Raw genomic sequence first — 25970 nt, 5'->3', positions numbered from 1 at the left:
AGTGTTTGATAATTGTCAAACACTTTTTTTGTTTACTGTTCTTCTGTCACAAACTGGCTGAGCAGTCCATTGATAAAACGGGCAGATTTTTGATCTGAGAAATCCTTTGCAAGCTCGATAGCTTCGTTAACAGCAACCAACTGAGGGGTGTCAAATGAAGTGATTTCAAAGACTCCCAAGCGAAGAAGGTTTCTCTCCACGAGCGTTAAACGCTCGATGGTCCAACCTGCTTTTAAATGCTGTGTGATTTGCTTGTCTAGTTCTTCCTTTTTAGCTTGAACACCAGAAACTAGCTCTGTCAAAAAGGCTGGAAGTTGCACATCAGTATCTTCACGATCATGAGTATAGGCGAAACGACAAGCAGTTTCGACATCCGTACCGAACTCAAGACTCATGAGAGCTTGAAAAGCGCATTTACGGAGTTGGCGTCTAGATTCTAATAGTGGACTAGTCATTGAGGAAGTCCTCGTCAAATAAATCTTTCAATTCTGGTTTTGGTGTTTTATCTGGAACGATACCTGCAACGTGGATATTGATAGCAGTTAGTTCTACATCAGCCATGTTGCGGACAGCATCTTTGACAGCTTTTTGGATAGCAACAGCTACCTTAGGAACTTTTACTCCGTACTCAAGGTAGAGATAGATATCAGCTGTGAGTTCTTCGTTCACGTTTTTAAGATAAACGCCGCGGCCGAGAGAAAGTTTTGAAAGGGTGTCAGATACTGATTTGTTTGAAAAAGAGTGAACACCCTCTACTTTTGCAGTAGCAATAGCAATGATTTTTTCAAGTACACGTGGGGCGATAACGATTTCGCCAAGTTGTTCTTCAATTCCCATAGAATGACCTCTTTCTAGAGATTAGGCACGAGAAACGTAAGTTCCTTCAGCAGTGTTGATAACGAGTTTTTGTCCTGCTTCGATGAAGTCTGGAACGTTTACGACAAGTCCAGTTTCCATCGTTGCTGGTTTACCAGAACCTGTAACAGTAGCACCTTTGATAGATGGTTGAGTTTCTGCAACTGTCAATTCGACAGTAGTAGGAACGGTAACACCAATCACTTCAGTTCCGTAGAATTGGATCTTCACATCAGAGTTTTCAAGGATGTAAAGCAATTCGTTTTCAACATTGACTACAGGAATTTCGTATTGGTCGTAAGTTTCTGTGTTCATGAAGTAGGCTGTGTCATCCATTTTGTACAAGTATTGAGCTGGGACAGTCTCGATGATGGCTTGTTCAAATTTTTCCTCTGGACGGTAGCTTGTGTCAAATGTAGAACCAGTACGGACATCACGCAATTTCATACGCATGATTGTGTTTCCTTTACCTGGTTTGTGGTGGCTAGCTTCCAAAACGCGGATCAATTTTCCGTCAGCTGTTTCAAAGGTCATACCAGCCTTTAATTTACTTGCTTCAATCATGTTTTTACCTCTTTAATAAAATAATTTACTCTTTATTGTACCATAAAAGACGACATTACTCAAATGTCAGAAGGTGCTTGATTAGTTGACTGGTACGATATTTCCATCTTCGTCTTTGGTGACGAGAACGTATTTCCCATCAACTTCGATATAAAAATTCTTGCTGGCAGTTTGCCCAGTGTTTTGAGCCGGTGTTTGCGTTTGGGCTTGTTGGCTTAGTTGACCACCGAGAGTTTGGCCAAGATTCATACCCATAAACATGTTCATCCCATTGCCATTTCCTTCGTTGGCAGCTGCAGCAATGAGCGCTTCGTTACGAGCACGGCGTTCTTCGATTTCAATCGTGTTGTACTTCATTGCCACGAGCTCACTATCAAGCTTGCGAACGATATCAAGACTTTCTTGGTCGTAGCTGAGGTCTTCAAGCAAAATATTAGTTGCTTCAATCCCGTAGAGACCTGTCCAAACCTTGTTGACTTCTTGTTTAGCGAGTTCGTTAAAGGTATCTTGATTGGCATTGAGGCTATAGATATCAACCTTGTTTTCGTTGGTGTATTTGGCAATGGCAATCGCAATTTTTGGTGCAATATTTTGACGGAGCGTTCCTTGAGCTACATCTTGGAGAGTGAATGGCTGTCCCTCAGTAATTTGACGGCTAACAGAACTCACGTAGAAGAGGACTGGATCTGCTATTTTTACATCAAACAAGCCATAGAAACGGATGTTAAGCAGTTGTTGGTAACGTTCGCTGAAGTATTCGACCGCATTTTGTGTGCCGAACTTATTGCCCGCGATGGGTTGTATGCGGATAAAGATGATTTCTTGTTGGGTGATGACTTGTCCACCAAAAGAGAAGCGGTTTTTAAAGTTTTCCCAAGTGCCTTTTATACCACCTTTTTCAAGGAGCCAGGCGTTATCACCAGCTTGCCATTCGTGGCTACCAGATTCAAGGACCTCACCAAGGAAGGTACCGTTGTTTACCAAAACAGCGGTATAACCTTGAGGAACGATAACCACACTGCCGTCCGACAAGAGGCCTGTGTTTTGATTGCTGTGACGAGAACGTCCATCTGGATCTTTTGTAAGCAATTGCCCCTTGATGGCCAAGGCATCGCCAGAGACATTGTCTGGAAGGACAATGGCTTCCTTGAATTTACTATCATTAAAACTATTTAAGCCTGCTGATAAGGCTGCACGTATAAATCCCATAATTCCTCCTAATTATAAAGCTCGTCTTCATCCACAACATCATAGGTATCGAGTACCCATTGGTTTGGACTGCGAGAGAGATTGGCACCACAGTAGTCGCACTCGCTAACTGCAGAGATTTTCAATGGGGCGCCACAGTTAGGACAGTGGTCGCTCACAACTTGGTCTGGATTGACTGCTTGCGTTTGGCTACCGTGTTGACGGATAAAGTTTAATTGATATACGGTGAAGAGATCTTTTTTAGGATCTCCTTCAAGGACACGGCGAGTCTCATCGTCAATGACATAGTCCCGCAAGGTAGACGATAGGATTACGACTAAGGTATCGTTTCCGTCAGGATTTTCAATGAACTCCTTGATGCGAACATTTTCGATACAAACTTTCTCTAAAACATTGGTTGTCTTAGCTCGGATGTGATCTTCTAATTGCGTGCTGTGCTGTGAATAGAGACTAGTACTTTCTAGCGCACGGACTGAATTCCAGTTTTTCTCAGTCCAGGCAACCTGCAATTTAAGGTAGACTTCCTTAACCCAAGATGTGAAGGTATCAGCGTCAAAGTTTGGATCCCCATATTTCACACGATTAATGGCCAAAGTGTTATGTTCAATTCGCCGGTGGATTGGTTGATAGTTGGTATTACTGTGGCTTGTGCTTGAATTCTTTGCTTTACTTTTCAAGGATTCAACGATAACAACTAAAACAATGGCACCCACAAATATTACCATAAATCCTAGATAGGGTGAGCTAGCAGAACTACTAGAGGATGACCCGTATCCAGAGCGGTAGTAGTGATAGGATGAGCCGCCAGAGCGACTTCCTCCTCCACTTGAACGACTACTACTTCTGGAGCTACTGCGACTGCTGCTACCACTTCTGGAATGTCCGACACCCGCATCAACGATTTGAGGCACGGATAGAAAAACAAGTAATAAACAGGTCATTAAAAGAGCGTAAAACTTTTTCATGTGTCTCCTAACTATATGATTGAAAAGGTAGTTTCTCTCTTGCTGAGTAGACTACTGGGTGACTAGTAGCGAATTATTCACTTTCTTTCAACTTGGCCAATTCCTGGGCAAGTAGTTTAAGGGCGACTTGTGGGTTGGCTTGTCCTTTGGTTGCTTTCATGAGGAATCCTGTGAAGGCCTTGTCTGCGTTGCGTTTGCCTGACTTGAAGTCGGCAACGGCTGCTTCATTATCTGCGAAGACTTGGTGGATGATTGGAATCAAGATAGCTGGATCTGAGATTTGGACCATTCCTGCTTTTTCCACGTAGTCACGCGCGCCACCGCCATTTTTAGCTAGATGAACAAAGACTTTTTTGGCAATTTTAGAAGAGATAGTGCCGTCTTCGATGATGGCAATCATTTCTACCAAGTTTTCTGGTGTTAATTCGATTAGTTCCAGTGTCTTGCCTTCAGCGTTCAAGAATTGAGCAACTTCCCCTTGGAGCCAGTTAGAGACTTGTTTAGCATCCCCACCGAGAGCAACAGCTTTTTCAAAGAAGTCAGAAGTGACTTTGTTGGCAGTCAACTGGCTAGCATCGTAGTCTGACAAGCCAAGGTCAGATACGTAGCGCGCACGGCGTTCTTTTGGAAACTCTGGTAACTCTGTACGCATTTCCTCAATCCACTCATCTGAGATTTCAAAGAGTGGTAGGTCAGGTTCTGGGAAGTAGCGGTAGTCTGCAGCACCTTCTTTGACACGCATGAGGATGGTTGCCTTGTTAGCTTCATCGTAACGGCGAGTTTCTTGTCGAATTTGACCACCTGAGCGAAGGATTTCAGCTTGACGTTGGACTTCGTATTCAAGACCCTTACGCACGTTTGAGAAGGAGTTGAGGTTTTTCAACTCTGTCTTGGTACCGAATTTTTCTTGACCATAAGGACGAAGCGAGATATTGGCATCCACACGCATAGAACCTTCTTCCATCTTAACGTCAGAAATGCCAGCGTACTGGATAACTTCCTTGAGGGCAGTTAGGTAAGCATAGGCTTCTTCAGGAGAACGCATATCAGCCTCAGATACAATCTCAATCAAGGGAACACCTTGGCGGTTGAGGTCAACATAAGAGTAACCATCTGTACCATGGGTGTTTTTACCAGCGTCTTCCTCTAGGTGAGCACGTTCGATACCGATTTTCTTGGTCGTACCGTCTTCTAGCTCGACTTCAATCCAGCCGTTATAACCGATTGGCTCATCAAACTGAGAAATTTGGTAGGCTTTTGGATTGTCAGGATAGAAGTAATTCTTGCGGTCGAAGTGCATCTTTTTGTGGATGTCCATGTTAAGAGCAAGAGCTGCCTTGATACCAGCATCGACAACCCCTTTATTGAGAACTGGCAGAACTCCTGGGAAAGACCAGTCAATCACGTTAGTGTTGGCGTTTTGGTCATTTCCAAAGTGGGCAGATGTAGGTGAGAAGATTTTTGAATTGGTGTTGAGCTCTACGTGGACTTCAAGTCCAATGACTGTTTCAAAGTTCATTAGTTATCACCTCCAAAAATCACGGGTTGTTGTTTGTGGTAGTTTGTTGTTGCTTCAAAGGCAGCAGCAGCTTGGTAAATGGTTTCTTCTGAGTATTTAGGACCGATCAATTGGAGGCCAACAGGTAGACCTTGAGCAAATCCAGCAGGAATCGAAATTCCTGGGAGACCTGCCAAGTTGACAGGAATTGTCAAAAGGTCAGCCAAGTACATGGCAACTGGGTCGTGGTTGAGTGAGTCCAAATCATAAGCAACACTTGGAGCAGTTGGTCCCAAAATCAAGTCGTAATCCGCAAAGACTTTTTCGAAATCTTGGATGATGAGGGTACGGACTTGTCCAGCCTTCTTGTAGTAGGCATCGTAGTACCCTGATGAAAGACTGAAAGTACCCAGCATGATACGGCGTTTTACTTCTTCACCGAAACCTTGGCTACGGCTGTTTACATAGATTTCATCAAGATTAGTCGCATCCTCTGCACGATAGCCGTAACGGATACCGTCAAAGCGTTGCAAGTTTGAGGAGGCTTCTGATGAAGCGATGATATAGTAAACGGCAACACCGTATTTTGAGTGAGGAAGGCTGACTTCTTCGACGATAGCGCCAAGTTTCTCAAAGTGTTTGGCTGCCTTGATAATGGTTTCTTTAACTTCTGGGTCAATTCCTTCACCGAGGTATTCCTTAGGCAAAGCAATTTTCATGCCCTTGATGTCTTGCCCAATTTTTGAAGTAAAGTCGGCAATACGGACAGGAGCAGAAGTAGAATCTTTGGCATCTTCGCTGGCAATCGCATTGAGCAAGAGGGCATTTTCTTTAACAGTTGGTGCAAAAGGTCCGATCTGGTCTAATGAGCTACCAAAGGCAATGAGACCGAAACGTGAAACCGTTCCGTAGGTTGGCTTGAGACCAACGATCCCGTTGAAGGCAGCAGGTTGGCGGATGGAACCACCAGTATCAGAACCAAGTGACAAGCGGACTTGTCCTGAAGCTGCAGCTACAGCAGAACCGCTTGATGAACCACCAGGAACCTTGGTCTGGTCCCAAGCATTTTTTGTTGCGCCGTAGTAAGAAGTCTCACCTGATCCACCCATGGCAAACTCGTCCATGTTGGTTTTCCCAACAACGATCATGCCCTTAGATTTTGCATTGGCAACGGCTGTCGCATCAAAGATAGGCTCGTAGTTGTAGAGCATTTTTGAGGCAGCAGTTGTAAGGATACCGTCGGTAGAGATATTATCCTTAACAGCCAGTGGAATTCCTGAAAGAACATTGTCAGCGTCAATTCCAGCTTCGTCAATGGCTTTAGCTTGAGCAATGGCTTGCTCCTCAGCGATGGTGACAAATGAATTGAGGGCTTCCTCACGAGACTGGATATCTTCAAGTGTAGCTTGGGTCAATTCAGTTGCTGAAATCTCCTTAGAGACAAGGAGATTGTGCAAGTCTTCAATCGTTTTGTTATTAAAAGTCATTAGGCATCTCCTCCATCGTCTAGGATAGCTGGTACCTTGATATAGTAGTTATCTTTTTCAGGTACGTTTTTAAACAAGCGATCACGATCAGTTCCTTCTTCGGCCACATCAGGGCGGAGTACGGTCTTGCGGTCAGCCATGGTTGTAGTAGGTGCGACACCAGTTGTGTCGACTTCGCCCAGCAATTCAACCATATCAACAATTTTAGACAAGGTTGTCGCAAAGGCAGCAGTTTCTTCTTCAGAGAATCTTAATTTTGAAAGATTGGCAACGTGTGTTACCTCTTCTTGCGTAATTTTCATCTTGCATCCTTTCGTGAAATGATGATTTTTAGTCTGTTCTATTTTACCATATTTTCCTATAAATAAGGGAGCCAAACTGAAAAGAAATAGAAATTGAAAAATCGCTTTTAATTCGCTATAATGGTTAAACTAGAGAAAAGAAAAAATAAGAATTAGGATAGAAATATGTTCCATCAATTTATCACTAGATCTCAAACGGTTCCTCCTCCCATTTCGCTCTTTTGGTATGGGATTATGATGCTCCTATTAGTGCTTTGTATTTATGGAGCACTTGCTTATCACAAAAATCCGAAATTTGTCCGCTTGTTTAAGGGGATTCAGATCCTCCAGTTACTAGCCCTATATAGCTGGTATGTTGGTTTTGGGATTCCCTTTTCTAATAGTCTCCCTTTTTATCATTGCCGTTTAGCTATGTTTGCGGTGGTTTTCTTGCCAGATAAATGGCGGAGCAAGCAATATTTTGCCCTCTTAGGAGCAAGTGGAGCTGTCTTTGCCTTGGTTTACCCGGTTTTTGACCCCTATGATTTCCCCCATATTACCAGTTTTTCATTTTTGATTGGGCACTATGCTCTCTTGGTCAACTCCTTGGTCTATTTGATGAATCACTATGACAAGAGTCTGCTCAAGAAATATATGATTGTAGCCTATACCTTTATCCTCAATCTCTTTCTAGTTGGGGTTAATCAGGTGACGGGTGGAAATTATGGTCTCTTAAACAAGACACCTTTTATTCCAGATGCTCCCTTGTGGCTAAAATACCTTCTTGTGTCCGTCATCCTCTCACTGGCACTGGTTCTTTTTGATATCTTGTTTAAAAAACGGTGGAAAAAGAGAAATCAGGCTCAATCTGTGCTCTAGCTTGCCTTTTCATCGGATGAGCAATTGAAAAACTCCCTGAAATTCGCTATAATAGGTAAGTTGAAAGGAATAGTAAAATCCAATGTAAAAATTATTCTTAACTACTGAAACAACTAAAAATAGAAAATCAAAGAAAGAGAAGATATGACTATTCAAGAAGAAATTAAGAAACGCCGTACCTTTGCCATCATCTCCCACCCGGACGCGGGGAAAACAACCATTACTGAGCAGTTGCTCTACTTTGGGGGCGAGATTCGTGAGGCTGGTACTGTAAAAGGGAAGAAAACAGGGACTTTTGCCAAGTCTGACTGGATGGATATCGAGAAACAACGTGGGATTTCGGTCACTTCATCTGTGATGCAATTTGACTACGACGGCAAACGCGTCAACATCCTAGACACTCCAGGGCACGAGGACTTCTCAGAAGATACCTATCGTACCTTGATGGCGGTGGATGCTGCGGTCATGGTCGTGGACTCTGCCAAGGGTATCGAGGCTCAAACCAAGAAATTGTTTGAGGTTGTGAAGCACCGTGGTATTCCAGTCTTTACCTTTATGAACAAGCTGGACCGTGATGGTCGTGAGCCACTGGACCTCTTACAAGAACTAGAAGAAGTTTTAGGTATTGCAAGTTATCCAATGAACTGGCCAATCGGGATGGGGAAAGCCTTTGAAGGCTTGTACGACCTCTATAACCAACGCATGGAACTCTATAAAGGAGATGAGCGTTTTGCCAGCCTAGAAGATGGCGACAAACTCTTTGCTAGCAACCCATTCTATGAACAAGTCAAAGAGGATATTGAACTTTTAAATGAAGCAGGAAATGAATTCTCGGAGGAAGCTATTCTTGCAGGTGATTTGACTCCGGTATTCTTTGGGTCAGCCCTCACTAACTTTGGTGTGCAGACCTTCCTTGAGACTTTCTTGAAATTTGCTCCAGAGCCACATGGACACAAGAAAACAGATGGCGAAATTGTGGATCCTTATGACAAGGATTTCTCTGGATTTGTCTTTAAAATCCAAGCTAATATGGACCCTCGACACCGTGACCGCATTGCCTTTGTCCGTATCGTTTCAGGTGAATTTGAGCGAGGTATGAGTGTCAATCTGCCTCGTACTGGTAAGGGTGCTAAACTGTCTAATGTTACCCAGTTTATGGCGGAAAGTCGTGAGAATGTGACCAATGCCGTGGCTGGAGATATTATCGGGGTTTATGATACGGGTACCTATCAAGTTGGAGATACGCTAACTGTTGGGAAAAACAAGTTTGAGTTTGAACCACTGCCAACCTTTACTCCAGAGATTTTCATGAAAGTTTCTGCTAAGAATGTCATGAAACAAAAATCCTTCCACAAAGGAATGGAACAGTTGGTACAAGAGGGAGCCATCCAGCTTTATAAGAATTACCAAACTGGCGAGTACATGTTGGGTGCTGTCGGCCAACTCCAGTTCGAAGTGTTTAAGCACCGTATGGAAGGTGAGTACAATGCTGAAGTTGTCATGACTCCAATGGGTAAGAAGACAGTCCGTTGGATCAAGCCAGAGGACCTAGACGAGCGCATGTCATCAAGCCGCAATATCTTGGCAAAAGACCGCTTCGACCAACCTGTCTTCCTCTTTGAAAATGACTTTGCCCTCCGCTGGTTTGCGGATAAGTACCCAGACGTAGAGTTGGAAGAAAAGATGTAAATCGCCAAAGTTACTTGATTGTGTAACAATCTAAGTAACTAACGCCAAGTTTCTATGGAACTTGGCTAGGCGCTCCACTAGTAAAGTTTTACGAATATTATCGATTCGTAAAACTTTACGTCGTAACGGGTAGTGAGAGGGCTAGCAACCTGCCTTACTACCTACGTTTGGCAAATAGAATCGATTTGCCAAACTCCGTGTCGTAGTGTAAAGTGACAGAAATCGCTATAGCGGATTGCATAAATCCTCTAGTATTACAATCAACCAAATTGAATACATAATAGATAGAGTACACAATATAGTTTGAATCATAAGATAAGATAATTTAATTATAGATTTTAATAGAAAAAGCAACGGAATAATCTCTCCGTTGCTTTTTGTTAGATTTTATATTTTCGGTAAAAATCGACCTTGACCTGGATAAAGGTTTCAGCTTCGCGTAGTAGCTGCAGGAGGGTGGCTCGGGTCTCAAACTCCTCGCGTGTTTTAGGGAGACTCCGATTGCGGAAGACTTGCAGATAGCGTTCGATGTCATCAAGTAGGTCATGAGCAGGATTGGTCTGGCTTAGCTGGGCAGCGATCTTAGAAAAGAGCTGGGCCAAAATCAAACTCTCACTTGCAGCCAGATGACAGGTATTGATCTGCTGGGCCATATTTCGCAGGATACGACTTTGTCGCTGTCTCATCTCAAAGTAGTGGATGTGGTAGTCCGTCTGGTGAAAGAGGTGGTCCGAGTGGTCCAAATAGACCAGCTTGAGGGCTTCCTCAAGAAGGCTATCTAATTCGTCAACGAGTTGGGCTTGATTGCGCCCGTCTCCCCTCGACAGATAGTATTTAAAGCGAAGCAGGATGTCTTTTAACTTTTCTTCGACCTGAAGGTGATAGCTGTGAATGGCCTTTTCCCGAGAGGGCATGTAAAGGTTGACCAACAGAGCAAAGCTTGTCCCGATGAGAAAGAAGAGCACTTCATTGAGCAAGAGAGCTGGAGAAGTAGACTCCTGTACCAAGAGATGACCGACCAAGACACTGCTAGGTGTGATGCCGATTTCCCAGCCCATTTTGTAAGCAAGAGGCACGTAGAGAGCCAGATAGAGGCCTAGACTCCAGATGTGAAAGCCGGTCAGCTGAAAGGCTAGAACGCCGATAGCGAGCGCTAGGAGCATGGAAAAGAGGCGGTTACGGGCCAATTTTAGCGTACTTCTGCGCGTGTCAGAAAGGCTTAAGAGGGCGATAATGCCAGCTGAAACCGCTGATGATAAATCTAAAAAATAAGCGAGAAAACAAGCAAGGCAGGTCGCCAAGATCAGTTTTGTCGTACGTTGGGTGATAGACATGAGAATTTCCTAAAAAGTTGATAATAGAGAGCGGAAAGGAGCAAATCCCACGCTTTTGTTGATTATAGTATAAATATGCCATAAAATCAAGATTTGACTAAATAATCAAATGAAATTTGAATATTTATAGGGAATAGTCTTCAGATAAGTTATGGTATAATAGGAAAAAGGAGTTTTGTATGCAAGAATTTTTTCAACGTTATCTTGACAAATTGGATCTCACAGGCTTATTAGAGAATCTTTTGACCAAGTTGATCTCTCTTTTGATTCTTATCCTTCTATTTTATATAGCCAAAAAGATCCTCCATGCGACTGTCCGAAAGATTGTCAAGCCCTCGCTCAAGTTGTCAAATCGAGATGCAGGTAGACAGAAGACTATTTCTCGTTTGCTTGAGAATATCTTTAACTATACCCTTTATTTCTTTTTAATCTACTGTATCCTGTCCATTTTAGGTTTGCCAGTTTCCAGCCTCCTTGCTGGGGCAGGAATTGCTGGGGTTGCCATTGGGATGGGAGCTCAAGGCTTTCTATCCGATGTCATCAATGGCTTTTTCATCCTCTTTGAACGCCAGCTTGATGTGGGCGACGAGGTGGTTCTGACAAATGGACCGATTACCGTATCTGGCAAGGTTGTCAGTGTCGGAATCCGTACGACCCAACTTCGAAGTGAAGACCAAGCCCTTCACTTTGTTCCCAACCGAAATATCACTGTTGTCAGCAACTTTTCCCGCACAGAGTAGGTCTGCTATTTTGGTAGATTTGTGGTACAATAGAAAGAGTTTGGTAAAGGAGAAAATATGTTTGTAGAAAAGCAGTTGGGCAATGGATGCACTTGGATTAACCTAGATTTGGGAAAATTGAAAAAACTAGAAGATCTCTCTGAAATCTATGGATTGGACAAGGAAACCATCGAATACGCACTGGATAGAAACGAGCGCGCCCACATGGACTACCACCGCGAAAGTGGAACCGTCACCTTTATCTACAATGTATTGGATTTGAAAAAGGACAAGGAATACTATGAAGCCTTTCCCATGACCTTTATCGTTGAACATCATCGCTTGATTACGATTAGCAATAAGAAAAATGCCTATGTGATTGAACAGATGACACGTTATTTAGAGAGTCATGATATGCTTTCTATTTACAAATTTCTCTTTGCTAGTCTGGAAATCATCAGCAATGCCTACTATCCTGTCATCGAACAGATGGATAAGAGTAAGGATGAGGTCAACGGCCTCTTGCGTCAGCGAACGACTAAGAAAAACCTCTTTGCCCTTTCCGACTTGGAGACTGGTATGGTTTATCTGACAGCGGCTGCCAAGCAAAATCGCATGTTGCTAGAACATATCCAAGGACATGCCCTTTATCGCAGATTTAACGAAGTTGAGAGAGAACAGTTTGATGATGCCATGATTGAGGCTCACCAGCTGGTTTCGATGACCGATTTGATTTCTCAAGTTCTGCAACAACTATCAGCCTCTTACAACAACATTTTGAATAATAACCTGAATGATAACTTGACAACCTTGACCATTATTTCAGTTTTACTAGCAGTCTTGGCAGTAGTGACGGGTTTTTTCGGGATGAATGTTCCCCTCCCCTTCACAGATGAGCCCTATGCTTGGGTCTATATCAGCTTGGCTAGTGCAGTCTTATGGCTGGTTTTGTCATTGATTTTGAGAAAAATTGCGAAAAAAAGTTAAGAAAAGGAGTCAGGATGGCGATTGAAAACTATATGCCAAATTTTGCTGTGGAAGCAGTCTATGATCTGACAGTCCCAAGCCTGCAAGCGCAGGGTATCAAGGCTGTTTTGGTCGATTTGGATAATACCCTCATTGCTTGGAACAACCCTGATGGGACGCCAGAGATGAAACAATGGCTACATGACCTTCGGGATGCAGGTATTCGCATCATCGTGGTATCAAATAATACCAAAAAACGGGTCCAACGAGCAGTTGAGAAATTTGGTATTGATTACGTTTATTGGGCTTTAAAGCCTTTCACATTTGGGATTGACCGTGCCATGAAGGAATTCCACTATGAGAAAAATGAAGTGGTCATGGTCGGCGACCAACTCATGACGGATATACGAGCAGCCCACCGTGCAGGCATTCGCTCAATCTTGGTCAAACCCTTGGTCCAACACGACTCCATCAAAACGCAGATCAACCGAGCTCGCGAGCGCCGTGTCATGAAGCAAATTACTGAAAAGTACGGACCGATTACATATAAAAAAGGAATCTAACTATGGAAGAAATTCTCTGTATTGGTTGTGGAGCAACCATTCAGACGACAGACAAGGCTGGTCTTGGATTTACGCCCCAGTCGGCACTCGAAAAAGGGTTGGAGACAGGCGAAGTCTATTGCCAACGCTGTTTCCGTCTCCGTCATTACAATGAAATTACAGATGTCCAGTTGACGGACGATGATTTCCTCAAACTCTTGCACGAGGTGGGGGACAGTGATGCCTTGGTGGTCAATGTCATTGATATTTTTGACTTTAATGGTTCTGTCATCCCAGGCTTGCCACGCTTTGTATCGGGTAATGATGTCCTCTTGGTCGGAAATAAAAAAGATATCCTGCCCAAGTCTGTTAAACCGGGCAAGATTAGCCAATGGCTCATGGAACGTGCCCACGAAGAAGGTCTTCGCCCTGTGGATGTCGTCCTGACTTCAGCCCAAAACAAGCATGCCATTAAGGAAGTCATTGACAAAATCGAGCACTACCGAAAGGGCCGTGATGTCTATGTAGTCGGTGTGACCAACGTAGGAAAATCAACCCTTATCAATGCCATTATCCAAGAAATCACGGGTGACCAGAATGTCATCACGACTTCGCGCTTCCCAGGGACAACCTTGGACAAGATTGAGATCCCACTTGATGACGGATCTTATATTTACGACACACCGGGGATTATCCACCGCCACCAGATGGCCCACTACTTGACGGCTAAAAACCTCAAGTATGTCAGTCCTAAAAAGGAAATCAAGCCCAAAACCTATCAGCTCAATCCTGAACAAACCCTGTTTCTAGGTGGTCTCGGACGCTTTGACTTTATTGCAGGAGAAAAGCAAGGTTTTACAGCCTTCTTTGACAATGAACTAAAACTCCACCGTACCAAGCTCGAAGGAGCGAGTGCCTTTTACGACAAGCACCTCGGAACCTTTTTAACGCCACCAAATAGCAAGGAAAAAGAAGACTTTCCAAAACTAGTCCAGCATGTATTTACTATCAAGGACAAAACAGACCTAGTCATCTCAGGACTCGGCTGGATTCGTGTAACAGGAAGTGCAAAAGTCGCTGTCTGGGCACCAGAAGGCGTCGCAGTCGTCACACGAAAAGCAATTATTTAAACACAGAAAGGAAAGGGTTGTCTTTATTAAGGCGAGCATTGCGAGCCCCATGGATAATACTTTTCGCCGTGGTGTCAGTTGGTACAAGTGATTGTACCAATTGCGGAAAATTTGAGACCTTAGACTCAAATTTTAGTCATGAAAGTCCGAAGGACTTTGCTGACGTCCGTCACCACTTCAGAAAAGTATAAAAAGAAACTCTTTTAAATGAATTATGTCATTAACATCAAAACAACGTGCCTTCCTCAACAGCCAGGCACACACCCTCAAACCCATCATCCAAATTGGAAAAAATGGTCTCAACGACCAAATCAAAACCAGTGTTCGTCAAGCTCTAGACGCCCGCGAATTGATCAAGGTTACTCTCTTGCAAAACACAGATGAAAACATCCACGAAGTAGCTGAAATCTTGGAAGAAGAAATCGGTGTGGATACTGTCCAAAAAATCGGACGCATCTTGATCTTGTTTAAACAATCCAGCAAGAAAGAAAATCGCAAGATTTCCAAGAAAGTTAAAGAAATCTAAACACCTACTCCAAACAACTGTTTTTACAGAGAATTAAAGGAAGACGAGCCTATGGCAATTGAATTATTGACTCCCTTTACCAAGGTAGAGTTGGAGCCAGAAATCAAGGAGAAAAAACGCAAACAAGTTGGGATTTTAGGAGGGAATTTTAACCCTGTTCACCATGCCCATCTTGTTGTAGCGGATCAAGTACGACAACAGTTAGGACTGGATCAGGTCCTGCTCATGCCTGAATACCAGCCACCTCATGTAGACAAAAAAGAAACCATCCCTGAACACCACCGTCTTAAGATGCTTGAGTTGGCGATTGAGGGGATTGAAGGCCTAGCCATTGAAACCATTGAGTTAGAGCGCAAGGGCATTTCCTACACCTACGACACCATGAAGATTTTGACAGAGCAACATCCAGATACGGATTATTACTTCATTATCGGTGCGGACATGGTGGACTATCTGCCTAAGTGGTACCGAATTGATGAGCTAGTCGACATGGTTCAGTTTGTGGGAGTCCAGCGCCCACGCTACAAGGCAGGAACTTCTTATCCAGTTATCTGGGTGGATGTGCCTCTCATGGACATCTCGTCGAGCATGGTGCGTGACTTCCTTGCCCAAGGTCGGAAACCTAACTTTCTCCTACCTCAGCCAGTGCTAGACTACATCGAGAAGGAGGGGCTCTACTGATGGCCTATCAAGACTATATCAACTGTTCCCGTGAGGCTTTGTTGGAAAGAATGGCAGAGCTTCTACCTGCAAAACGCTTAACTCATTGCTTGGGTGTGGAGCGTGCAGCCATAGAGCTGGCTCAGCGCTTTGGTGTGGATAGTGAGAAAGCAGGCCTAGCAGGACTTCTCCACGACTATGCTAAAAAATTGTCAGATCAGGAATTTCTAAACTTGATTGACCGTTATCAGCTAGACCCTGACCTCAAAAACTGGGGCAATAATGTCTGGCATGGTATGGTCGGAATTTATAAAATCAAAGAAGATTTGAATTTACAAGATTCTGAAATCCTGCGAGCTATTGAAATCCATACAGTCGGGGCTGGTCAGATGACAGACTTAGACAAGGTCATCTATGTAGCAGACTACATCGAGCACAATCGTGCCTTCCCTGGAGTGGACCAGGCGCGTGAGATTGCAAGTTCATCGCTCAATAAGGCAGTGGCCTATGAGACAGCTCGCACTGTGGAGCATCTAGCTTATAAGGGATTTCCCATCTATCCCCAAACCCTTGAAACCTATAACGCCTTTGTGCACTATTTGAAAGAGGACTAAATGAACGAAAAAGAATTACTAGAACTAGTCGTGAAAGCGGCAGATGAGAAACGTGCGGAGGACATCCTTGCACTTGATGTACAAGACTTGACCAGCGTGACGGACTACTTTGTTATCACTAGCTCGATGAATAGCCGTCAGTTGGACGCTATCGCTGATAATATCCGTGAAAAAGTAGCCGAAGCTGGTGTTAAAGGCAGCCATGTAGAAGGTGATGCAGCTGGAGGCTGGGTCTTGCTAGACCTCGGTGGTGTCGTCGTGCATATCTTCTCAGAAGAAATGCGTGCCCACTATAACCTAGAAAAACTATGGCATGAGGCGGATTCAGTAGACATTTCAGAAGCCTTGGCATAGGAGATGAAATCAGTTGTAGTCAACTGGGTTTCTTTGCTTATTTTAAAAGAAATTGATGGAAAGGTGAGGGCGTCGTGTTTTGTTCATCTCGAAACTGAACACGAGCTAAAAGCAGTGAGAAAAAGATTAACTCCCCTTGTATCTGACGCTACATCGGTAAGATTCCTATTTTCTCTTTGCTTTTAACGCTCTTTGTATCTTAATTATGGCGACATATGAAACCTTTGCGGCTGTTTACGATGCTGTGATGGATGATAGTTTATACGACAAATGGACGGATTTTTCCCTGCGTCATTTGCCTAAGACCAAGGAGAGAAAGAAACTCTTGGAATTGGCTTGTGGAACAGGTATCCAGTCTGTCCGCTTTTCTCAGGCTGGCTTTGATGTGACAGGACTTGATTTGAGTGCAGATATGCTGAAGATTGCGGGAAAGAGAGCTGCTTCAGCTAAGCAAAAGATTGATTTTATTGAAGGCAACATGCTGGATTTATCCAAGGCGGGTAAATATGATTTTGTCACATGTTATTCGGACTCAATCTGCTACATGCAGGATGAGGTGGAAGTAGGGGACGTTTTCAAAGAAGTCTATAATGCCCTTAACGAAGATGGGGTGTTTATTTTTGATGTGCATTCGACCTACCAGACAGATGAGGTTTTTCCAGGCTATTCTTACCATGAAAATGCAGAAGATTTTGCCATGCTCTGGGATACCTACGAGGACGCAGCACCTCACTCTATAGTGCATGAGTTGACCTTTTTCGTCAAGGAAGCAGACGGCTCTTTTAGTCGCCATGATGAAGTGCATGAGGAACGGACCTATGAGGTCCTGACCTATGATGTTTTGCTGGAACAGGCTGGATTTAAGTCCTTCAAACTCTATGCGGACTTTGAGGACAAGGAGCCTACAGAAACTAGCACCCGTTGGTTTTTTGTCGCGCGGAAGTAGGAGATTATCATGACCATCACAGGTATTATTGCGGAGTTCAATCCTTTTCATAATGGGCACAAATACCTGCTGGATCAGGCAGAGGGACTGAAAATTGTGGCCATGTCTGGGAATTTCATGCAACGCGGAGAGCCTGCTATTGTAGATAAGTGGACTCGGGCCCAGATGGCTCTGGAAAATGGCGCAGACTTGGTAGTGGAATTGCCCTTTTTAGTCAGTGTTCAGGCGGCGGATTTCTTTGGTCAAGGGGCTGTGGATATCTTGACTTGGTTGGGCATTGATAGGCTGGCTTTTGGGACAGAAGAAGTTCTGGATTATCAAAAAATCGCTGACTTATACACAGAGCAAGGTACTGAGATGGAGAAATTTGTGGAAAATCTTCCTGACTCTCTCTCCTATCCCCAGAAAACCCAAGCCATGTGGAAGGAATTTGCAGGTCTTGATTTTTCAGGCAACACGCCCAATCATGTCCTTGCTCTGGCCTATGCCAAGGCGGTTGCAGGACGCAACATCAAGCTTGAGCCGATTCAGCGTCAGGGAGCGGGGTATCATTCTGTGGACAAGGATGTGGACTTCGCCTCGGCGACAGCCCTCCGTCAGCACCAGAGGGACAAAGATTTCTTAGAACGCTTTATGCCTTCTGTTGCTCTCTTTGAGCAGTCCAGTAAGGTGAGTTGGGATGACTATTTTCCCTTGCTCCGCTATCAAATCTTGTCAAATCCAGACCTAACGACCATCTATCAGGTCAATCAAGAAATGGCTGTGCGCATCAAGGAAGCTATCAAGAAGGCTCAGTCTGTTGACGAATTGGTCGAGGCGGTTGCCACCAAGCGATACACCAAAGCGCGTGTCAGACGCCTTTTGACCTATATCCTGGTGCAGGCCAGAGAAAGCGACTTGCCAGAAGCCATCCATGTCCTAGGATTTACAGAAAAAGGCAGACAACATCTCAAGTCTCTGAAAGAGCAGGTCCATCTAGTCAGCCGAATTGGCAAAGAACCTTGGGATGATATGACCCAAAAAGCAGACCAGATTTACCAACTAGGACACCCAAGCATCGCAGACCAGAGTTTTGGCAGGGTTCCGATTAGAATAGAAACAAACTAAGTCTACTGAAAGGTGGGCTTTTTTATTGTATTTTTTAATGAAAATGTCATTTTTAAGTGTTAGAAAGTTTGTTTGGCGATTTCAGAGCTTTCTTCCAAAATTCACACAAAACTCTTCAATTTGGGTTTGTGAAAATCGGTTTTTTATGATAGAATATTAAGGAATGTATGTCATTCGATAAACAAATTTAATGAGGTAAAAACATGGAAATCATGACACTTGCGATTGCTGTTTTTGCCGTCATCATTGGTTTAGTCATTGGATATGTCAGCATCTCAGCTAAGATGAAATCATCTCAAGAGGCTGCAGAGTTGATGCTTCTAAATGCTGAACAAGAAGCAACTAATTTACGAGGACAAGCTGAGCGCGAAGCGGATTTATTGCTAAATGAAGCCAAGAGCGAAAGCAAGTCTCTTAAAAAAGAAGCACTATTGGAGGCCAAAGAGGAAGCCAGAAAATACCGTGAAGAAGTGGACGCTGAATTTAAGTCAGAACGTCAGGAGCTCAAGCAAATTGAAAGTCGTTTGACGGAGAGAGCTACGAGCCTTGACCGCAAAGACGACAATTTGACGAACAAAGAAAAAACACTTGAACAAAAAGAACAAAGTATTTCTGATAGAGCAAAAAACCTTGATGCACGTGAAGAGCAATTAGAGGAAGTCGAAAGACAAAAAGAAGCTGAACTTGAACGTATCGGTTCCCTTTCCCAAACTGAGGCTCGAGATATTATCTTGGCTCAAACAGAGGAAAACTTGACCAAGGAAATTGCTAGCCGCATTCGTGAGGCTGAGCAAGAAGTGAAGGAGCGTTCAGACAAGATTGCCAAAGATATCTTGGTTCAGGCTATGCAGCGTATCGCTGGTGAGTATGTAGCGGAGTCAACAAACTCGACAGTTCACCTACCAGACGATACCATGAAGGGACGCATTATCGGACGCGAAGGTCGAAATATTCGTACCTTTGAAAGTTTGACAGGGGTTGATGTAATTATCGACGATACACCGGAAGTGGTGACCTTGTCAGGATTTGATCCGATTCGTCGTGAAATTGCTCGTATGACCATGGAAATGTTGCTCAAGGATGGCCGTATCCACCCAGCTCGTATCGAGGAGTTGGTGGAGAAAAACCGTCAAGAGATTGACAATAAAATCCGTGAATATGGTGAGGCTGCTGCCTATGAGATTGGTGCGCCAAACCTTCATCCAGACTTGATGAAGATTATGGGACGTTTGCAGTTCCGTACTTCTTATGGACAAAATGTCTTGCGTCATTCGATTGAGGTTGCTAAGTTATCTGGTATCATCGCGAGTGAACTTGGTGAAAATGCAGCTCTTGCCCGTCGTGCTGGATTCCTTCACGACATCGGGAAAGCTATTGACCGCGAGGTTGAAGGTAGCCACGTTGAGATTGGTACGGAGTTGGCTCGTAAGTACAAGGAACATCCAGTTGTGGTGAATACGATTGCTAGCCACCACGGCGATGTCGAAGCCGAAAGCGTCATTGCGGTGATCGTTGCTGCAGCAGATGCCTTGAGTGCAGCGCGTCCAGGTGCTCGTAGTGAATCTCTTGAAAGCTATATCAAGCGTCTCCATGACTTGGAAGAAATCGCCAATGGCTTTGAAGGGGTGCAAAATAGCTTTGCCCTTCAAGCAGGACGTGAAATCCGTATCATGGTTAATCCAGGACAAATCAAAGACGACAAAGTCACAATCTTGGCTCACAAAGTTCGTGAGAAAATTGAAAACAATCTCGATTACCCAGGAAATATCAAGGTAACCGTGATCCGCGAACTTCGTGCAGTAGATTATGCTAAATAAATAAGAAAGAGCAGTTGAAATATTACTGCTTTTTTGTTACACTAGATAGAAAGACTGTAGAAGGATAACTGACCTTATCATCAGTATCCGAGAGAAATTTCACTTTATTTCACAGACTAACTAAAGGAGACATAATGGCAGACCGAGGCTTGCTAATCGTTTTTTCTGGTCCTTCAGGAGTTGGGAAAGGAACGGTTAGAAGAGAGATTTTTGAGAGTTCTGAGAATCAATTTCAATACTCTGTATCGATGACGACGCGTGCACAACGTCCTGGTGAAGTGGATGGAGTGGACTATTTCTTCCGTACTCGTGAAGAGTTTGAAGAGCTAATCCGTCAAGGTCAGATGTTGGAATATGCAGAATATGTCGGTAACTACTATGGAACTCCTCTAACCTATGTCAATGAAACCCTAGATAAGGGAATCGATGTCTTTCTTGAGATTGAAGTCCAGGGAGCTCTTCAGGTTAAGAAAAAGGTTCCAGATGCTGTCTTTATCTTTCTAACGCCACCAGATTTGGATGAATTGCAAGATCGTTTGGTAGGTCGTGGAACAGATAGTGCGGAAGTGATTGCCCAACGAATCGAAAAAGCCAAGGAAGAAATTGCTCTCATGCGTGAGTATGATTATGCCATTGTCAACGATCAGGTGCCCCTCGCTGCTGAACGTGTCAAGCGTGTGATCGAAGCAGAACACTTCCGTGTGGACCGTGTCATTGGTCACTATCAGGAGATGTTGCCAAAATCTCCAACCACTCGATAAACTATAGGAAATAGGTACAAGCAAATGATGTTAAAACCCTCTATCGATACCTTGCTGGACAAGGTACCATCAAAATATTCACTCGTAATCTTGGAAGCAAAGCGTGCCCACGAACTAGAAGCAGGCGCGCCAGCAACTCAAGAGTTTAAGTCTGAAAAATCAACTCTTCGTGCTTTAGAAGAAATCGAGTCTGGAAACGTTACGATTCACCCAGATCCAGAAGGAAAACGTGAAGCGGTTCGTCTCCGTATCGAAGAAGAAAAACGCCGCAAAGAAGAAGAAGAAAAGAAAATCAAAGAGCAAATCGCTAAAGAAAAAGAAGATGGTGAAAAAATTTAAGGTTGGGGGGACTCAATCTTATTTTTTCTATTGCAAGAATTTACTGACAAGGAGGAGGTGAGAAGATGGCGATCGCAAAGATTATCGTGGATGTTCCGCTGATGCAAACGGACCAGTCCTATAGTTATAAGGTTCCAGAGGAATTTGTAGAGATGCTGGAAGTCGGTATGCGGGTCCATGTCCCCTTCGGCAAAGGCAATCGTTTGATCCAAGGGATTGTGCTAGGCTTGGAGTCCCAGTTGGATGAAGAAGTGGCAGATCAGGATTTGAAAGAGATTGCAGAAGTCCTAGACTTTTCGCCCGTCTTGACCCAGGAGCAACTCTGGCTGGCTGAGGAGCTTCGTAAGTCAGTCTTTTCTTACAAGATCTCCATTCTAAAAGCCATGCTTCCAGGATTTTTAAACTCCAGCTATGATAAGATTCTCTATCCTCTAGAAGGCCTGAGTCAGGCAGACAAAGAGCGCTTGTTTGGTTCAGAAGATTCGCTAGCCTTTTCATCTCTAGATTTGGCCAAACAGGCAGAAATGATGCGCTTGACCAGAAAAGGGCTGCTCCGCCTAGAATACCAGGCTGTCGATCAGAAGAAGGTCAAGACCCAGTCTTGGTATGAGGTTGATGCTACTCGACTAGAGAAGATTGAGATTTCTGCGCGTGCTAAGAAAAAGGCAGAGCTGAGAGACTATCTGCTGTCTCATCCTGAAAGTGCTCCTCTGGCTAGCTTGTTAGAGTCTTATTCGAGGGAGCAAGTCAACTTTTTTGTGGATCAAGGAGCTCTAACCCTAGTCCAAAAGGAAGTGCAACGTTCAGCTGCTTATTTCGAAGGCATTGAATCAAGTAGACCTTTGGAGCTGAACCAAGAGCAAAGACAAGCTCGCGATGCTGTTATCAGTGCTATTGGCAGTCAGCAACCTCCTTTCCTACTTCAAGGGATTACAGGAAGTGGGAAGACAGAGGTTTACTTGCAGATTATCCAAGGAGCCCTGGACAAGGGCAAGACAGCCATTTTGCTGGTGCCTGAGATTTCCCTGACGCCACAGATGACGGAACGTTTTATTGCTCGTTTCGGCGAGAAAGTAGCCATCCTTCACTCAGGCTTGTCTAATGGTGAGAAGTACGATGAATGGCGCAAGGTCGAGCGTGGAGATGCTCAAGTTGTCGTTGGCGCTAGATCAGCAATCTTTGCTCCTCTGAAAAATCTGGGTGTCATCATTATCGATGAAGAGCATGAAGCCAGCTACAAGCAAGACAGCAATCCTCGTTATCATGCGAGAGAAGTCGCTATTCTACGGGCCCAGTACAATCAAGCGGCCCTGGTCCTTGGTTCGGCTACACCGAGCTTAGAGAGTCGTGCGCGAGCTGGAAAAGGTGTCTATCACCACTTACGTCTAACCCAACGGGCCAATCCTTTAGCCACTATTCCTGAGGTTCAAGTGATTGACTTTCGGGACTATATCGGGCAGAATGAGACATCAAACTTTACGCCCCCTTTGCTAGAGGCCATCAAAGAACGTCTGGATAAAAAAGAGCAGGTAGTCCTCATGCTCAATCGTCGGGGTTATTCTAGCTTTGTTATGTGTCGGGAGTGTGGGACGGTAGATAGCTGCCCCAACTGTGATATTTCTCTGACTCTCCACATGGATACCAAGACCATGAACTGCCATTACTGTGGCTTTTCCAAGGGAATTCCTCATGTCTGTCCCAACTGTCAGAGCCGCAGTATTCGTTACTATGGGACGGGGACTCAGAAAGCCTATGATGAGCTAGCAGAGCTCTTTCCTCAGGCTCGCATTCTGCGGATGGATGTGGATACGACCCGCAGGAAGGGGAGTCACCAAGCTCTTCTTGACCAGTTTGGCCGAGGGGAAGCAGACATCTTGTTGGGAACTCAGATGATTGCCAAGGGCTTGGATTTTCCAAATGTGACTTTGGTTGGAGTGCTCAATGCGGATACGGCCTTGAATCTGCCTGATTTTCGTTCTTCCGAGAGAACCTTCCAACTCTTAACTCAGGTGGCTGGTCGGGCAGGTCGTGCGGAAAAAGCTGGGCAGGTCTTGATCCAGTCTTACAATCCTGATCACTATGCCATTCGATTTGCCAAAGACCAAGACTACGAAGGCTTTTACGCCTATGAAATGAGTATCAGGCGCCAACTCGGCTATCCGCCTTATTATTTCACTATTGGGATTACCCTCTCTCACAAGAAAGAAGAAGAGGTTGTCAAACGTGCCTATGAAGTCATGGGAATTTTGCGCTCAGGTTTATCGGAAACTAGTAAAATCCTTGGACCGACACCAAAACCCATTGCTCGCACCCACAACCTTTACCATTACCAGATTTTGATTAAATACCGTTTAGAAGATGAGCTGGGACCAACCCTCAACCAGGTCTTGGCCTTGACTCAAGAACGGGAAAATAGCAAGCTTCGTCTCAGCATTGACCACGAACCGCAGCAATTTTTATAAGAAGGAGAAGAAATGACAAAACTAATCTTTATGGGAACTCCCGATTTTTCAGCGACAGTTTTGAAGGGGTTGTTATCAGATGATCGTTACGAGATTCTAGCTGTTGTAACCCAGCCAGACCGTGCTGTCGGCCGTAAAAAAGTAATCCAAGAAACCCCAGTCAAGCAGGCTGCCAAAGAAGCAAATCTTCCTATCTACCAACCTGAAAAATTATCTGGAAGCTTAGAGCTGGAAGCTATTATGAATTTAGGAGCGGATGGGATTGTGACCGCTGCTTTTGGGCAGTTTCTCCCAAGCAAACTCCTTGATAGCATGGACTTTGCGGTCAATGTTCACGCCTCCCTTCTTCCCAAACACCGTGGTGGCGCCCCCATTCATTATGCCTTGATTCAAGGGGATGAGGAAGCTGGTGTGACTATCATGGAAATGGTCAAGGAGATGGACGCAGGTGATATGATTTCCCGTCGCAGTATTCCCATCACAGATGAGGACAATGTCGGCACCTTGTTTGAGAAATTGGCAATCGTTGGCCGTGATTTACTCTTGGATACACTACCTGGCTACCTAGCAGGAGAAATACAACCTGAACCACAAGATTCTAGTCAAGTCACTTTCTCGCCAAATATTAAGCCAGAAGAAGAGAAACTTGATTGGACTAAAACCAATCGCCAACTCTTCAACCAAATCAGAGGGATGAACCCATGGCCTGTTGCCCACACTTTTCTCAAGGGTGACCGCTTTAAGATTTATGAAGCCCTACCAGTAGAAGGTCAGGGAAATCCAGGTGAGATCCTCTCAATTGGCAAGAAGGACTTGATCGTCGCAACGGCTGAAGGAGCTCTGTCTCTCAAGCAAGTCCAGCCAGCAGGTAAGCCTAAGATGGACATTGCTTCCTTCCTCAACGGAGTTGGACGGACATTGACTGTAGGAGAACGATTTGGTGACTAAAGTAGAAACGGCTAGAAATCTAGCTCTAGCAGTGTTAGAGGATGTTTTTGTCAACCAAGCATATTCAAATATTGCCTTAAATAAACACCTCAAGGGCAGTCAACTTTCAGCAGCAGACAAGGGTTTGGTGACTGAGATTGTCTACGGAACGGTAGCCCGCAAACTCACCTTAGAATGGTACCTGTCCCACTTTATCCAAGATCGAGACAAGCTAGATAACTGGCTCTATGTTCTTCTTCTCATGAGTGCCTACCAACTTCGGTATCTGGATAAGATTCCTAATCACGCTGTAGTCAATGAAGCGGTAGAGCTAGCCAAAGCCCGTAAAAAAGGCAGTGAAAAATTGGTCAACGCCGTCCTTCGTCGTATTTTGCGAGAAGGCTGGCCAGATATTGACAGCATCAAACGCAAAAATAAGCGTGATTCCATTGCCTATTCTATCCCAGTTTGGCTCGTGTCTAAACTTAAGGAAGAATACGGCGAAGAGCGAGCCCAAGCCATCTTTGAAAGCCTCTTGGTGCGCAACAAAGCCAGCATCCGAGTGACCGACTTGAGTCGAAAGGAGGAAATCAAAGCCGTGTTAGAGGCGAGTGATTCACCTTTGGCTGCTTCTGGTTTGGTCAAGGAGCAGGGACACTTTGCGGGACATGATTTGTTTTCAGAGGGTGCTATTACCATCCAAGACGAGTCCAGTCAATTGGTTGCTCCCACTCTTGATCTGCAAGGCCATGAGCAGGTCCTAGATGCCTGTGCAGCTCCGGGTGGGAAAACAGCCCATATGGCTTCTTATCTCATGACAGGTCAGGTTACTGCTCTGGACTTGTATGATCATAAGTTGGACTTGATCCAAGAAAACGCCCAACGTTTGGGGGTCGCAGATCGGGTGCAAACGCAAAAATTGGACGCCAGAAAAGTGCATGAGTTTTTTGAAAAAGACTCTTTTGATAAGATTTTAGTAGATGCCCCTTGTTCTGGAATCGGCCTCTTGCGCCGCAAACCAGATATCAAATACAATAAAGAAACGGCAGATTTCACGTCATTGCAGGAAATTCAGCTGGAAATATTAGGTAGTGTTTGTCAAACACTACGAAAAGGTGGTATAATAACGTATAGTACCTGTACTATTGTCTCTGAGGAGAACTTTCAAGTCGTTGAGGCGTTTTTAGAAAGTCATCCCGAGTTCGAGCAGGTTAAACTAGAACACGAATGCAAGGATATCCTGAAAGATGGCTGTATCCTGATTACTCCAGAATTGTATGGAAGTGATGGATTCTTCATTAGCCAATTTCGTAAGATATCAGATTAGGAAGGAACTGAC

General features: G+C 44.4%; 27 protein-coding genes. 18 read left to right on the top strand and 9 right to left on the bottom strand.

What is annotated here, in order from left to right; genetic code table 11:
- Nucleotides 1-32 precede the first annotated feature (32 nt).
- The 8 genes from nusB to gatC all read right to left on the bottom strand — a co-directional run bounded on the left by nusB (nt 33) and on the right by gatC (nt 6880).
- On the bottom strand, nt 33-455 hold the full coding sequence (gene nusB, locus MK409_RS05260) for a transcription antitermination factor NusB (protein ID WP_000203659.1): 423 nt from the start codon (nt 453-455) through the stop codon (nt 33-35).
- Nucleotides 448-837: an Asp23/Gls24 family envelope stress response protein gene (locus tag MK409_RS05255; protein WP_000510587.1), complete on the bottom strand. Its 390-nt coding sequence runs from the start codon at nt 835-837 to the stop codon at nt 448-450. The genes nusB and MK409_RS05255 overlap by 8 nt, the downstream gene beginning before the upstream one ends.
- 21 nt (nt 838-858) lie before the next feature.
- Nucleotides 859-1419 carry an elongation factor P gene (gene efp / locus MK409_RS05250; protein WP_000568640.1) on the bottom strand — a complete coding sequence of 187 codons (561 nt, stop codon included), beginning with the start codon at nt 1417-1419 and terminating at the stop codon, nt 859-861.
- A gap of 81 nt (nt 1420-1500) precedes the next feature.
- Nucleotides 1501-2628: an SPFH domain-containing protein gene (locus MK409_RS05245; protein ID WP_268705557.1), complete on the bottom strand. Its 1128-nt coding sequence runs from the start codon at nt 2626-2628 to the stop codon at nt 1501-1503.
- An 8-nt stretch (nt 2629-2636) separates the two neighbouring features.
- The gene (locus MK409_RS05240) at nt 2637-3593 is read right to left on the bottom strand and encodes a zinc-ribbon domain-containing transport protein (protein WP_268705556.1); all 957 of its coding nucleotides are present in this window, start codon (nt 3591-3593) and stop codon (nt 2637-2639) included.
- A 73-nt stretch (nt 3594-3666) separates the two neighbouring features.
- The gene (gene gatB, locus MK409_RS05235; protein ID WP_268705555.1) at nt 3667-5112 is read right to left on the bottom strand and encodes an Asp-tRNA(Asn)/Glu-tRNA(Gln) amidotransferase subunit GatB; all 1446 of its coding nucleotides are present in this window, start codon (nt 5110-5112) and stop codon (nt 3667-3669) included.
- Nucleotides 5112-6578 (bottom strand): Asp-tRNA(Asn)/Glu-tRNA(Gln) amidotransferase subunit GatA, encoded by a 1467-nt coding sequence (gene gatA, locus MK409_RS05230; protein ID WP_268705554.1) that lies wholly within the window; start codon nt 6576-6578, stop codon nt 5112-5114. Before gatA ends, gatB begins: the two co-directional genes overlap by 1 nt.
- Complete coding sequence (gatC, locus tag MK409_RS05225; RefSeq protein ID WP_000705419.1) at nt 6578-6880, bottom strand: Asp-tRNA(Asn)/Glu-tRNA(Gln) amidotransferase subunit GatC; 303 nt, start codon at nt 6878-6880, stop codon at nt 6578-6580. Before gatC ends, gatA begins: the two co-directional genes overlap by 1 nt.
- A 165-nt stretch (nt 6881-7045) precedes the next feature.
- On the opposite strand from gatC, the gene MK409_RS05220 reads away from it, so the two are divergent.
- Both MK409_RS05220 and MK409_RS05215 read left to right on the top strand, forming a co-directional pair.
- Nucleotides 7046-7738 carry a TIGR02206 family membrane protein gene (locus MK409_RS05220; protein ID WP_268705553.1) on the top strand — a complete coding sequence of 231 codons (693 nt, stop codon included), beginning with the start codon at nt 7046-7048 and terminating at the stop codon, nt 7736-7738.
- 144 nt (nt 7739-7882) lie between these two features.
- Complete coding sequence (locus MK409_RS05215) at nt 7883-9427, top strand: peptide chain release factor 3 (protein ID WP_268705552.1); 1545 nt, start codon at nt 7883-7885, stop codon at nt 9425-9427.
- A gap of 380 nt (nt 9428-9807) precedes the next feature.
- On the opposite strand, the gene MK409_RS05210 is transcribed toward MK409_RS05215, so the two are convergent.
- A complete protein-coding gene (locus MK409_RS05210; protein ID WP_268705551.1) occupies nt 9808-10761 on the bottom strand; it encodes an aromatic acid exporter family protein in 954 nt (317 codons plus the stop codon).
- 179 nt (nt 10762-10940) lie between these two features.
- Here MK409_RS05210 and MK409_RS05205 point away from each other — a divergent pair, with 179 nt between their 5' ends.
- The 16 genes from MK409_RS05205 to rsmB all read left to right on the top strand — a co-directional run bounded on the left by MK409_RS05205 (nt 10941) and on the right by rsmB (nt 25958).
- A complete protein-coding gene (locus MK409_RS05205) occupies nt 10941-11501 on the top strand; it encodes a mechanosensitive ion channel family protein (protein ID WP_268705550.1) in 561 nt (186 codons plus the stop codon).
- A 57-nt stretch (nt 11502-11558) separates the two neighbouring features.
- The gene (locus MK409_RS05200; protein WP_049477879.1) at nt 11559-12467 is read left to right on the top strand and encodes a magnesium transporter CorA family protein; all 909 of its coding nucleotides are present in this window, start codon (nt 11559-11561) and stop codon (nt 12465-12467) included.
- A gap of 14 nt (nt 12468-12481) precedes the next feature.
- Entirely contained in the window at nt 12482-13009 is a 528-nt protein-coding gene (locus MK409_RS05195; protein WP_268705549.1) for a YqeG family HAD IIIA-type phosphatase, read from the top strand.
- 2 nt (nt 13010-13011) lie between these two features.
- Complete coding sequence (gene yqeH, locus MK409_RS05190) at nt 13012-14118, top strand: ribosome biogenesis GTPase YqeH (protein WP_268705548.1); 1107 nt, start codon at nt 13012-13014, stop codon at nt 14116-14118.
- Between the two features lie 214 nt (nt 14119-14332).
- On the top strand, nt 14333-14644 hold the full coding sequence (gene yhbY / locus MK409_RS05185; RefSeq protein ID WP_000060169.1) for a ribosome assembly RNA-binding protein YhbY: 312 nt from the start codon (nt 14333-14335) through the stop codon (nt 14642-14644).
- 51 nt (nt 14645-14695) lie between these two features.
- Nucleotides 14696-15325, top strand: a complete 630-nt coding sequence (locus MK409_RS05180; protein ID WP_000963696.1) for a nicotinate-nucleotide adenylyltransferase — start codon at nt 14696-14698, stop codon at nt 15323-15325.
- Nucleotides 15325-15918, top strand: a complete 594-nt coding sequence (gene yqeK, locus MK409_RS05175; protein WP_268705547.1) for a bis(5'-nucleosyl)-tetraphosphatase (symmetrical) YqeK — start codon at nt 15325-15327, stop codon at nt 15916-15918. Before MK409_RS05180 ends, yqeK begins: the two co-directional genes overlap by 1 nt.
- Nucleotides 15919-16272 (top strand): ribosome silencing factor, encoded by a 354-nt coding sequence (gene rsfS, locus MK409_RS05170; protein ID WP_001003009.1) that lies wholly within the window; start codon nt 15919-15921, stop codon nt 16270-16272.
- A 205-nt stretch (nt 16273-16477) separates the two neighbouring features.
- Nucleotides 16478-17218 carry a class I SAM-dependent DNA methyltransferase gene (locus tag MK409_RS05165; protein WP_268705546.1) on the top strand — a complete coding sequence of 247 codons (741 nt, stop codon included), beginning with the start codon at nt 16478-16480 and terminating at the stop codon, nt 17216-17218.
- 9 nt (nt 17219-17227) lie between these two features.
- Entirely contained in the window at nt 17228-18325 is a 1098-nt protein-coding gene (locus tag MK409_RS05160; RefSeq protein ID WP_268705545.1) for a nucleotidyltransferase, read from the top strand.
- 203 nt (nt 18326-18528) lie between these two features.
- Nucleotides 18529-20142 carry a ribonuclease Y gene (locus MK409_RS05155; RefSeq protein ID WP_033606008.1) on the top strand — a complete coding sequence of 538 codons (1614 nt, stop codon included), beginning with the start codon at nt 18529-18531 and terminating at the stop codon, nt 20140-20142.
- A 134-nt stretch (nt 20143-20276) separates the two neighbouring features.
- Nucleotides 20277-20903, top strand: coding sequence for a guanylate kinase (gmk, locus tag MK409_RS05150; protein WP_000775041.1), 627 nt, complete (start codon nt 20277-20279; stop codon nt 20901-20903).
- A 24-nt stretch (nt 20904-20927) separates the two neighbouring features.
- On the top strand, nt 20928-21242 hold the full coding sequence (gene rpoZ / locus MK409_RS05145) for a DNA-directed RNA polymerase subunit omega (RefSeq protein ID WP_002874282.1): 315 nt from the start codon (nt 20928-20930) through the stop codon (nt 21240-21242).
- Between the two features lie 65 nt (nt 21243-21307).
- The gene (locus MK409_RS05140) at nt 21308-23704 is read left to right on the top strand and encodes a primosomal protein N' (protein WP_268705544.1); all 2397 of its coding nucleotides are present in this window, start codon (nt 21308-21310) and stop codon (nt 23702-23704) included.
- A 12-nt stretch (nt 23705-23716) separates the two neighbouring features.
- Nucleotides 23717-24652, top strand: coding sequence for a methionyl-tRNA formyltransferase (fmt, locus tag MK409_RS05135; RefSeq protein ID WP_096408147.1), 936 nt, complete (start codon nt 23717-23719; stop codon nt 24650-24652).
- Nucleotides 24645-25958 (top strand): 16S rRNA (cytosine(967)-C(5))-methyltransferase RsmB, encoded by a 1314-nt coding sequence (gene rsmB / locus MK409_RS05130; protein WP_268705543.1) that lies wholly within the window; start codon nt 24645-24647, stop codon nt 25956-25958. The genes fmt and rsmB overlap by 8 nt, the downstream gene beginning before the upstream one ends.
- Nucleotides 25959-25970 lie beyond the last annotated feature (12 nt).

Source organism: Streptococcus oralis (assembly GCF_026782375.1).
Lineage (GTDB): Bacteria > Bacillota > Bacilli > Lactobacillales > Streptococcaceae > Streptococcus > Streptococcus oralis_CL.
The sequence above is the reverse complement of the archived record's forward strand: the minus strand, read 5'-3'. Positions and strand labels throughout refer to the sequence as shown.

What these genes read in the sequence shown, in the direction of transcription:
- nusB (WP_000203659.1), bottom strand. Translation starts at nt 455, where the DNA reads ATGACTAGTCCACTATTAGAATCTAGACGCCAACTCCGTAAATGCGCT.
- MK409_RS05255 (WP_000510587.1), bottom strand. Translation starts at nt 837, where the DNA reads ATGGGAATTGAAGAACAACTTGGCGAAATCGTTATCGCCCCACGTGTA.
- efp (WP_000568640.1), bottom strand. Translation starts at nt 1,419, where the DNA reads ATGATTGAAGCAAGTAAATTAAAGGCTGGTATGACCTTTGAAACAGCT.
- MK409_RS05245 (WP_268705557.1), bottom strand. Translation starts at nt 2,628, where the DNA reads ATGGGATTTATACGTGCAGCCTTATCAGCAGGCTTAAATAGTTTTAAT.
- MK409_RS05240 (WP_268705556.1), bottom strand. Translation starts at nt 3,593, where the DNA reads ATGAAAAAGTTTTACGCTCTTTTAATGACCTGTTTATTACTTGTTTTT.
- gatB (WP_268705555.1), bottom strand. Translation starts at nt 5,112, where the DNA reads ATGAACTTTGAAACAGTCATTGGACTTGAAGTCCACGTAGAGCTCAAC.
- gatA (WP_268705554.1), bottom strand. Translation starts at nt 6,578, where the DNA reads ATGACTTTTAATAACAAAACGATTGAAGACTTGCACAATCTCCTTGTC.
- gatC (WP_000705419.1), bottom strand. Translation starts at nt 6,880, where the DNA reads ATGAAAATTACGCAAGAAGAGGTAACACACGTTGCCAATCTTTCAAAA.
- MK409_RS05220 (WP_268705553.1), top strand. Translation starts at nt 7,046, where the DNA reads ATGTTCCATCAATTTATCACTAGATCTCAAACGGTTCCTCCTCCCATT.
- MK409_RS05215 (WP_268705552.1), top strand. Translation starts at nt 7,883, where the DNA reads ATGACTATTCAAGAAGAAATTAAGAAACGCCGTACCTTTGCCATCATC.
- MK409_RS05210 (WP_268705551.1), bottom strand. Translation starts at nt 10,761, where the DNA reads ATGTCTATCACCCAACGTACGACAAAACTGATCTTGGCGACCTGCCTT.
- MK409_RS05205 (WP_268705550.1), top strand. Translation starts at nt 10,941, where the DNA reads ATGCAAGAATTTTTTCAACGTTATCTTGACAAATTGGATCTCACAGGC.
- MK409_RS05200 (WP_049477879.1), top strand. Translation starts at nt 11,559, where the DNA reads ATGTTTGTAGAAAAGCAGTTGGGCAATGGATGCACTTGGATTAACCTA.
- MK409_RS05195 (WP_268705549.1), top strand. Translation starts at nt 12,482, where the DNA reads ATGGCGATTGAAAACTATATGCCAAATTTTGCTGTGGAAGCAGTCTAT.
- yqeH (WP_268705548.1), top strand. Translation starts at nt 13,012, where the DNA reads ATGGAAGAAATTCTCTGTATTGGTTGTGGAGCAACCATTCAGACGACA.
- yhbY (WP_000060169.1), top strand. Translation starts at nt 14,333, where the DNA reads ATGTCATTAACATCAAAACAACGTGCCTTCCTCAACAGCCAGGCACAC.
- MK409_RS05180 (WP_000963696.1), top strand. Translation starts at nt 14,696, where the DNA reads ATGGCAATTGAATTATTGACTCCCTTTACCAAGGTAGAGTTGGAGCCA.
- yqeK (WP_268705547.1), top strand. Translation starts at nt 15,325, where the DNA reads ATGGCCTATCAAGACTATATCAACTGTTCCCGTGAGGCTTTGTTGGAA.
- rsfS (WP_001003009.1), top strand. Translation starts at nt 15,919, where the DNA reads ATGAACGAAAAAGAATTACTAGAACTAGTCGTGAAAGCGGCAGATGAG.
- MK409_RS05165 (WP_268705546.1), top strand. Translation starts at nt 16,478, where the DNA reads ATGGCGACATATGAAACCTTTGCGGCTGTTTACGATGCTGTGATGGAT.
- MK409_RS05160 (WP_268705545.1), top strand. Translation starts at nt 17,228, where the DNA reads ATGACCATCACAGGTATTATTGCGGAGTTCAATCCTTTTCATAATGGG.
- MK409_RS05155 (WP_033606008.1), top strand. Translation starts at nt 18,529, where the DNA reads ATGGAAATCATGACACTTGCGATTGCTGTTTTTGCCGTCATCATTGGT.
- gmk (WP_000775041.1), top strand. Translation starts at nt 20,277, where the DNA reads ATGGCAGACCGAGGCTTGCTAATCGTTTTTTCTGGTCCTTCAGGAGTT.
- rpoZ (WP_002874282.1), top strand. Translation starts at nt 20,928, where the DNA reads ATGATGTTAAAACCCTCTATCGATACCTTGCTGGACAAGGTACCATCA.
- MK409_RS05140 (WP_268705544.1), top strand. Translation starts at nt 21,308, where the DNA reads ATGGCGATCGCAAAGATTATCGTGGATGTTCCGCTGATGCAAACGGAC.
- fmt (WP_096408147.1), top strand. Translation starts at nt 23,717, where the DNA reads ATGACAAAACTAATCTTTATGGGAACTCCCGATTTTTCAGCGACAGTT.